7 protein-coding genes are annotated in these 8,668 nt (G+C 61.2%); 4 read left to right on the forward strand and 3 right to left on the reverse strand.

Going from position 1 to position 8,668, the window contains the following annotated elements:
- Positions 1-108: 108 nt before the first annotated feature.
- The 3 genes from AC1DY5_RS31625 to AC1DY5_RS31635 form a co-directional block, all read right to left on the reverse strand.
- Entirely contained in the window at positions 109-1,083 is a 975-nt protein-coding gene (locus AC1DY5_RS31625) for a Bug family tripartite tricarboxylate transporter substrate binding protein (protein ID WP_478117902.1), read from the reverse strand.
- A gap of 502 nt (positions 1,084-1,585) precedes the next feature.
- Positions 1,586-2,944: an MmgE/PrpD family protein gene (locus tag AC1DY5_RS31630; protein WP_478117903.1), complete on the reverse strand. Its 1,359-nt coding sequence runs from the start codon at positions 2,942-2,944 to the stop codon at positions 1,586-1,588.
- Positions 2,945-2,946: 2 nt separating this feature from the next.
- Positions 2,947-4,290, reverse strand: coding sequence for an MmgE/PrpD family protein (locus AC1DY5_RS31635; protein ID WP_478117905.1), 1,344 nt, complete (start codon positions 4,288-4,290; stop codon positions 2,947-2,949).
- A gap of 266 nt (positions 4,291-4,556) precedes the next feature.
- Between AC1DY5_RS31635 and AC1DY5_RS31640 the strand changes: the two genes are divergently transcribed.
- The 4 genes from AC1DY5_RS31640 to AC1DY5_RS31655 all read left to right on the forward strand — a co-directional run.
- Positions 4,557-5,915: an MmgE/PrpD family protein gene (locus AC1DY5_RS31640; RefSeq protein WP_478117907.1), complete on the forward strand. Its 1,359-nt coding sequence runs from the start codon at positions 4,557-4,559 to the stop codon at positions 5,913-5,915.
- Positions 5,916-6,056: 141 nt separating this feature from the next.
- Positions 6,057-7,040 carry a Bug family tripartite tricarboxylate transporter substrate binding protein gene (locus AC1DY5_RS31645; protein WP_478117909.1) on the forward strand — a complete coding sequence of 328 codons (984 nt, stop codon included), beginning with the start codon at positions 6,057-6,059 and terminating at the stop codon, positions 7,038-7,040.
- A gap of 166 nt (positions 7,041-7,206) precedes the next feature.
- Complete coding sequence (locus AC1DY5_RS31650) at positions 7,207-8,220, forward strand: Bug family tripartite tricarboxylate transporter substrate binding protein (protein WP_478117910.1); 1,014 nt, start codon at positions 7,207-7,209, stop codon at positions 8,218-8,220.
- Positions 8,221-8,367: 147 nt separating this feature from the next.
- A partial coding sequence (locus AC1DY5_RS31655) for an NAD-dependent epimerase/dehydratase family protein (protein ID WP_478117911.1) occupies positions 8,368-8,668 on the forward strand: 301 nt, incomplete at its 3' end.

Consider the following 8,668-nt stretch of genomic DNA (forward strand, 5'->3'; position numbering starts at 1 on the left):
CAAACATGCGTCAAGAAGGCCCGCCGTTGCTCTGGCGGGCAAATCTGCCCCGCGAGGTACGCTCGCCTCCCGTCAACAGACGACAATCAAGGTAGCGCGTGACTAACGTCAGCTGCCGACGATGTTCGCGTTCTTGATCAGCTTGCGATACTTTTCCTCTTCCGAGCGAAGCACCGCCTCAAACTTCTCGGGTGTACGTACATCGGAGATCGTTTGACCCATGCCCTCAACACGCTTGATGATGTTGGGGTCCCTTCGGGCAGCCTCCATCGCCTCGCCGAGCTTTGCGCGTACTGGCTTGGTCGTCGCCGCCGGTGCCAGCAGGCCGACCCAGACGTCAAAGGTCGTCTCGTCCAACCCCAGTTCCTTGAACGTCGGAACATCCGGAAAAGTCGGGGAGCGCGTGTCAGAGCTGACCGCGAGCGCGCGCAATGCTCCGCTCTTCATCAACTCGACCAGCGACGTTGGCGTGCCCATCATGAAGCTGACACGGCCCGCGGCAACATCAGGCACCGCGAGCGAGTTGCCCTTGTAGGGCACATGCGTAAGCGCGATCCCTGCCTGGCGGGCGAAGAGCTCGGCTGGCAAGTGAGACGTCGTGCCCACCCCGCCGGAAGCGAAGCTGACCTGGCGCGGGTTCTGCTTGGCTGTCGCAACAATGTCGGCAACGGATCTGAAGGGCGAGCCGCTGCTCACGACAAGCAGCACTGGTGAACGTGCCATCTCGCCCACTGCCGTGAGCTCCTTCATCGAATAGCCGGCCTTGGCGTTGAGGTATGGAAGGGTCGTGACGGTATTGGCAGCCGCGAGAAGGGTGTAACCATCCGCGGGAGACTTGACCACGTACCGCACTGCCAGAAGCCCGCCAGCGCCAGGCATGTTCTCGACGATCACTGGCTGCTTTAGAGAGACTGACATGCGCTCCGCATAGAGTCTGCTCGCGGAGTCGAGGAGCGCGCCGGGTGCGCYGGTAGTGATGACGCGGATTGGCTTGGAAGGATAGACGTCCTGGGCGCGCGCTGAGAGAGTGCTGGCGACCGGTGAGAAAGTCGTGAGATATTGAAGTAGTTTGCGTCTATTCATGGGCCTGCTCCATGGGCGTTGTCTCGTTGAATGTGCCCGACGCGCAAGCGAAGGCGCCAGGCACTTGTGTCGACTCTCCTCCCCACCCCCTCCCCTGTCGAGTCGCATTTTCTAGGTGATCAGGTAACCGTGACTTACCAACCTGGGCGATCCAAGGGCGAACCCGTTGGGGCATCCGCGACGGCGCTTCAATACTTTTCGATCCAGACGTCTCCGCGATCGGCTTCAATTCGCTGGTGTAGGGGCTCATTGGCTCATTGGCACCACACGAGCCACCTACCGTGGCCGCTACCATGCCATCAAGGCGGGCACCATCGGCCCAACATCTCATGTTCACATGAGCGGCCAGCCGACAACACCAGCATCTACGCCGATGTGGTCCCACGCATCCGACAAGTGTTCCTCGCCGTACGCGCGCGCGATGAATGATTGCTGCGAACTCGCAAATGGCGCTTCGCGATGCCGCCGTAAGCCGAGGTCGGGCTGGTCGCCGGCTCAATCTTCAGCGAGCCCCGCGCGCGCAGAGCGCATCAACGAGGAACCTCGAGGAAGCCAACTTCTCGACTGCCCACAGGACATCGAGCGTTTGACGCGCGACCGCCGCGTCGCCCCAGGGGATATGCAACTCAACGAACTTGCGTTCTAGTTCCGCGTCGGACAGCGGGTTGGACGCGTTACCGTGCGGGTTTTCCTGCAGATGGGTGTGGACCGTCCCGTCGACGAGCTGGATCGTCACCCGAGCTTGCGCACGAGCCGGAAATTCGCCCGTCATCTGCGTAGAGCTCGATACGCGAATCTTGTCCATCATGTGCTTGGTGCGCGGATCTCCAAGACGCTCATCTGCATATGCATCCGACGCTAGCCGGCCTTCCTGGAGTGCGATCGCAATCGTGTATGGGATGCTGTGGTCGGCGGTCTCCCGTGTCGTCGGCAACCACCGATCCGGGTCGCTGCCCATTGCACGGTACGCGGCTTCATACGTCTCCACGTGAATTTCGGCGATGTCATCCAACTCGATCTTCCCTCGCAAAGACAGTGCCGCGTCGATCGCCGATTGGCCGTGATAGCAAACCGGATGAAACTTGAGGTGTGTACCGACGATGAGCGGTAGCGGCCCTGTGCGAACCTGCCAGTCGAAGGGGCCGACGACCGCTTGCAAGCCGCCCTTTCCTTCCACAACGGCCGATGGGCCAGTGACTCCCTCGCGCGCGAGCAGCGCGGCGAAAACCCCGTTGCGCGCGCCGTTGGGGCCCGCGCACCCCTTCCAGTCTGACAGCGCGCCGCAGCGCACGTTGTAGAGGCTCACATTTGGCGCCAACGCCAAAGACAGCGCGTTGCCCGTCTGCTCCTCGTCAAGTTCGAACAGCCGCGCAACGCCGGCCGCCGTTCCTACCGCGGCGGAAGTTCCTTGGTCGACCCCGCTTCCTTGCAATGCGACGGCTTCGCATAGCCCGCAGTAGATTTCGTAGGCGACGACGATGGCTGTCACAAGGGAAGCGYCATCGCAATCGAACGCCTCGCTCACCGCAACGAGTGCCCCGAGCATGTCGCTCGGATGTCCAGCAGCCTTCCCTAAATAGGTATCGCTGTGATCCAGGTAGCGCAACATCGTGCCGTTGGCAAATGCCGCCATCTCGACCGAGGTGCGAGCCCCGCTTCCCCAAATCCTCGCGCCCGGCGTCCCGGAGTACCGCCCGGCCACCGAACAGATGGCAGCGCAGAATGGCTCGGGACTTGCTGCCGCCGCACACCCGACGCTGTCGATGAGCCGCCGCCGCGCTTCATGCACTGCCTCGTCCGGCAATCGACTGAAATGCATCCCGCACACATAACGCGCGAGACGGCGAGTGGTCGCATCCATTGTTAAGCGAGCACGCGCAACACCTCGGTCGCGTCGTCCAGCGCCTCAAGTTGACGAACCATCTCCTGTGCCTTTCGAATCTTGTCGGCAGTGGGCGTGTTGACCGCGAGCGCCGCACTGTCGCGGAACTTGTCAAAGAGATAGTCCCAGGTCATCGGGCACTCGGCGTCACCCGGCACCTTCTCACTGACGCGAGAGAATGTCCGCCCGTCTTTCGTTTCGATCTCCAGACGGCCCTTAGGAATCTTCCCGTTCCAATCGAAACTAGTGTCCACCACCGGCACGACTTTTTGCGCCGCCGCCAGCACCTGCGGATCCTTGAGCGACGCGCCGAAGAAGTCCGACACTTTCACCGCCCCTCGCGTGGCCGCCACAGCCACGCAAAACGGGACACTGAACTTCGCATCGGCTGACGTCTGCGGCGCCCGGCGCGCTTCGATTGGCTGACACATCTGGCTCTGAAAGTCACCAACATGGACGCGAAGCTGCGCAATATCGGAGATCGCGAGCTTGTGTTCGTTCATCAACTCGATGGTGGAGTGGATAAATCCGTGCGACACACCGCAGCTCGGCCAGGGCTTGTATTGGATGTCGCCGCCGGAGTAAACCGTGCCCAATCTGTCGACCATCTTCTCGCGGTCGTACTTGCCGCCAAAGTAGACGTTGAACAGTCCCGCCTTTCCTTCGAACATGCTCTTCACGCCGCTGATACCCTTCTGCGCCATCAGCGCAGCAAGCACTGCCCCCTTGGATGTGAAGCCCGCATACATGCCACGCAAGTCACTCCCCACTCCGTAGGCTAGCTCCAGAGTCCCGCACGACTGCATGCCGGCAATGCCGATAGCGTCTACCGTGCGTTCGCGGTCGAGACCCATCACCCGAGCTGCAGCCGCAGCCGCAGAGAACACGCCGAACACCGTCGTGATGTGCCAGTCTTGGCGCGATTCGACGTTGCGCCGCATGCGCAAGAACATGTCCTGCCCCGCCGCGACTGCCGCGATCATCTCGCGGCCAGAGATTCCACCGGCACGCTCGGCCACGGCGAAGGCCGCGGGAACGATAGAACTGCTCGGGTGATGGCCTTCAGGCGCATGATCATCGAAGTCAAGACAGTGTGCCATCGCGCCGTTGGCGAAGGCAGCCATCAGCGCCGGCGCACGACCGCCGAACCCGAGCACCGTACTCTCAGGCGTGCCGCCCGTTTCGCGCACCAGTTCCGCCACGCCACGCACCGCCGGCTCCACACCGCTAGCCGCGAGGATCACACCGATCGTGTCGAGGATACTTTTCTTTGCGCCCTCGATCGCACTTGCCGGGAGATCGGCATACCGGGTATCTGCCACCATGGCAGCAAAATCGTGGGACAGGTCTGAGCGAGACATCTGAAACTGCTTTCTCTGTGTGTATGGCCTAGRGTTTCGAGGCTCCAGAGCCCTCTGTCGAGTCGGATTATGTTCCGCGTGGGTAAGCGGAGCTAACCACGCGTGGCTACCGTCCAGCCCCGCCAACCAAGAGTAAGGGCAACTTACCCAGCGGTGCACGAAAGTCGACTGGACACCACCACGAGCCGGCTGGAGACTCTGCAGACTGCCACAGCCTACGGAACCCCAACATGGATCTCGCCTATCTCATCGCCGGCAACGCCATCAGCCGACAGTTCAGCGACCTCTCCTCGAACACAATCGATGCGACCGTCGACGGAGTGATCGACAGCCTGGCTTGTGCGCTCGCCGGCACACATTCGCACGGCCTGGCTGAGGCACGCTCAGCACTTGTTCGTTGGGGCAGCAGTGGTTCCAGCGTCTGGGGAGGTTTCGGTCAAGCGCCGGCGCCGTTTGCAGCCTTCCTCAACGCCGTCAGCATGCACGCGCTGGACTATGACGACACCGATGACAAAGTACCGCTGCATGCATTCGGCATGGTGCTGCCCGGCTTGCTCGCGGATGTAGAGGAGAACCGGCCAAACTGCGATGGGCGTGAGTTCTTGACCGCGGTCGCCGTCGGTGTCGATGGTGCAATGCGTGTTGGCCGCGCCGGCGGGCCCAAGGGATCGCGTGGCTGGAACTACAGCGTCATTAGCGGATGCACTGGGGCGGTGCTCGCGATCGCCCGGCTAAGACGCTGGGACATCGATACTGCCGTCCATGCGCTGGGCCATCAGCTGACGCAGACCGCGGGTAGCCTTCAGTCGATCATCGACGGAAGCCTCGCCAAGCGCTTCCAGCCCGCAATGATGGTCAAGAACGTTCTGATGTCCGCCGCGCTTGCGCAAGCCGGCATTGACGGACCGCGCAACGTGTTCGAAGGCAAGGCTGGTCTCATCAACTTGTACCAAGACGGCAAATTCGACGTCGAGGCTGTGCGCAAAGACATCGACCAATGTGTCCTGGTGGAGGACCTGAGCCTCAAGCCATACCCGGCGTGCCGCTTCACGCACGCGCCGATTGATCTGGCGCTTGAATTGCACGCCCGGGGTTTGCGGCCGCAAGACGTCAAACATATGACTATTCGGGTGAGCGGCCAGGCCGTGAACATGGTGGGCCGGAAGTACGACCCCAAGACGGCGGGCATCGTCGACGCACAGTTCAGCATCGCGTACACCGTTGCCGTCGCGCTCGAGCGCGGCGCCGTGCGAATCGGCGATTTCACAGACAAGACGATTCGCGAACCGAGTGTCGGCGCATTCGCTGCTGAAAAGATCACGATCGAAACCGACGATTCCGTGCCAATGCTTGGCATGGTCCCGGTGTCCTTCGATGTGGAGGTTGGCAACGGGCAGCGCCTTCAGCTGGCAACCCAAGTCGTGTCCGGAAGCCCGGAAAAGCGCATGACGTCTGCACAGCTTCGCGAGAAGGTAGTTGATTGTCTGAGCTATGGCCGCTCGCTCGTCGACCCAGACGGATTGATCGCCACCGTCAAAGGACTGACCGAAGGCAAGCCGGTCACCTCGGTGCTAGGGCTGCTGGCATGAGCGCCATCACGTCTTAGCAACGCGCCAACGGCTTCATTTGGGAATTGAATCCCCGAGCCGAAGATTGGTTCACCGCGTGTGCCAACGACCGACGCTCAACGTGCCCACAACTCGAGACAACAGAACGCAAAGCAAGATCCCATGAAGAGACGCGCGCTTATTCAAGCCTCTGCCGCAGTGATCGTCGAAACGGCCCTTGCCTCGAATGTCTGGGCGCAAGAGCCATTCCCTACCAAGCCGATTCGCGTCGTCATCCCGAGCGCGCCCGGCGGAGTGAGCGACATGGTCGCCCGGATGTACGGCGAGCGCATGTCGAAGATCTTGAAGCAACCACTGGTGATCGAGAGCATGCCTGGCGCTGGCACTTTGCTGACTGTGCGAAACGTCCTCAAGGCCCCCGCCGATGGCTACACGCTGAGCGTGTCAGCCAATACCCTGATCACGCTGCCCTATGTCGACAAGAAGGCAGGCTTCAGTCCAAGCGACTTCACAGGTGTCTCCTACCTAGCGAAGTCGCCAATGGTGCTCGTCGTCGGCATCGATTCGCCGTTCAAGACTTTGGCCGAGCTCGTGGCCGCCGCGAAGAAGGCACCGGGAACCCTCACCTATGCCTCGGTTGGCATCGGGACGACCTCCCATTTGCCTGTGGAGCTCTTCTGCCGAAGCGCAGGCATCCAGCTGCTCATGATCCCCTACAAGGGCATCCCTTTGGCCATTCCGGACGTGGTGAGCGGCCGCGTAGCGCTGATGATGGGGACAGCCCCCTCAGTGGGAGAACTGATCAAGAGCGGCAAGATGCGGGCTCTGGCGGTAACCTCCGACGCCCGTTCCGCATCCTTCYCCAACATCCCGACCTTCTCGGAGCAGGGCTATGAACAGGCGAGCTATGAACTCTTCCTGGGCCTAATGGCACCCGCCAAGACGCCGCCTGCAACTCTGAGGATCTTGGCGGATGCGGCAGAAGAGGCCAAGAAGGATCCTGAGTTGCGCAGAGGGCTCGACGCACTGGGTCAGGAGCTTGGCACCCAGTCCACCCCCGGGCAGTTCAATGTTTTCTTGCAGCGCGAGGAACAGAAGATGAAGAAGCTGGTCCGCGAAGCCAATATTCAGACTAGTCCGAGCTGATCTTCGCGAATTCAATCGACAGAAACCCCTGAGGTGTTTGGTAAGAACCTCTTACCACAGCGCAGATTTTTGCGACTTTACGCATCGCTTTGACAAGTCCAGACTTGACTTATCGAATCGGATAACCCTGCGACATGGGAAGACTGAGTGCAAAACGGAGACTGAAGTGAATCAACAGCAAGCCATCGGACCCGCACCTCGCGCTAGTCATCGCCTCATGCCCCGTGCTGCCCTGGTTGCAACCATGGGAATGGTGCTCGGGTCCACGAGCCTTGCCCAGACTGACGCGTGGCCGACTCGCCCCCTTCGGATCGTGGCGCCCGCCGATCCTGGCGCCAACATGGCCGATTACCTCCCCCGCAACTTCGCCCAGTTCATCACCGGCCACATCAAGCAGCCTGTGTTGATCGAAAACAAACCCGGCGGCAATAGCATCCCCGCCGTGGATGCGGCCAAAAACGCCCCTGCCGATGGCTACACTTTTCTCGCTGGGGGCGTGTCGATGCTTTCCGTCAACCCTGCGATCTATTCCAATCTCCCGTRCGACCCCGTGAAGGATCTGGTGGACGTCGGCATGTTCACGATCTTCCCGTACTTCGTGGTGGTTCGCAAAGACAGCCCGTATACCTCGCTTCCGCAGCTCATTGCCACGGCCAAGGCCACCCCCGGCAAAGTGACATGCGCCAACAGCCAGATCGCCTCGCGGGTTGCGTGTGCGCTCATTACCAAGCGCGTCGGAGCCGACATCCTCTCGGTACCATACAAGGGCGCGGCGCAAGTTCTGGCCGCCATCGCAAGCGGCGACGTCGACTTCACCATCACGGACACGATGTCCTCCAGCCTTGCGATCCAGGGCGGATTGCTGCGGGCGATCGCAGTGACGTCGGCCGATCGGTTGCCTCAATTCGCAAACGTTCCTACGGCTGCCGAAAGCTTGCCCGGGTTCGTCTTTGAGGGCTGGCTCGGTCTCCAGGCGCGAACGGGCACTCCCAAACCCATTCTCGAAAAGATGAATGGCTACCTGGGCCAGGCATTGGCCGATCCTGCTTTTCGCAAGAGCATCGAAGACAAGGGCGGCACGATCCGCTCCATGACGCTCTCCGAACAGGCCGATTGGGTTGCTGCAGACCGCAAGCGCTGGAAGGAGTGGGTCAAGCAGGCGGACATTCAGATGCAGTGACGCAAAGGCCGACGATGTCTTTGCGCCCGTCCGGTCAATTGGCTACCCGGAGCAGCTGACGGCAAGCGACAACTTTGCGTCGAGCCCCATCCCCGCCGGGGCCCTTCAAACAACGCAAGCCACAGATTCATTCAAAGGAAGACTTCAATGCCATCTATATCGCAAGGAAAGTATGTCATCGTCGGAGGCGCGAGCCTGCTCGGATCCCACATCGGTGAGCAATTGCTCGCAGGCGGGGCGCGCCAGGTCGCCCTGGTGGACAACTTCTCGCTCGGCACGCCAGACAACATTCAGTTCCTACTGACAGACAAACGCTGCACCCTCGTTCGTGGCGACATGCTGCGCATGAACGAACTTTTCGATCCCTTCTCGGACGCCGACGGCGTATTTGCGGTAGCGGGCTTCCTAGGAATGCCGATGGCCGCCAATCCTTGGATGGGGCTCGACG

Source organism: Variovorax sp. P4_D9, assembly GCF_056401695.1.

Bases quoted from the DNA above. Each gene is read 5' to 3' on its own strand.
- AC1DY5_RS31640 (WP_478117907.1), top strand. From the start codon at position 4,557: ATGGATCTCGCCTATCTCATCGCCGGCAACGCCATCAGCCGACAGTTC.
- AC1DY5_RS31635 (WP_478117905.1), bottom strand. From the start codon at position 4,290: ATGGTGGCAGATACCCGGTATGCCGATCTCCCGGCAAGTGCGATCGAG.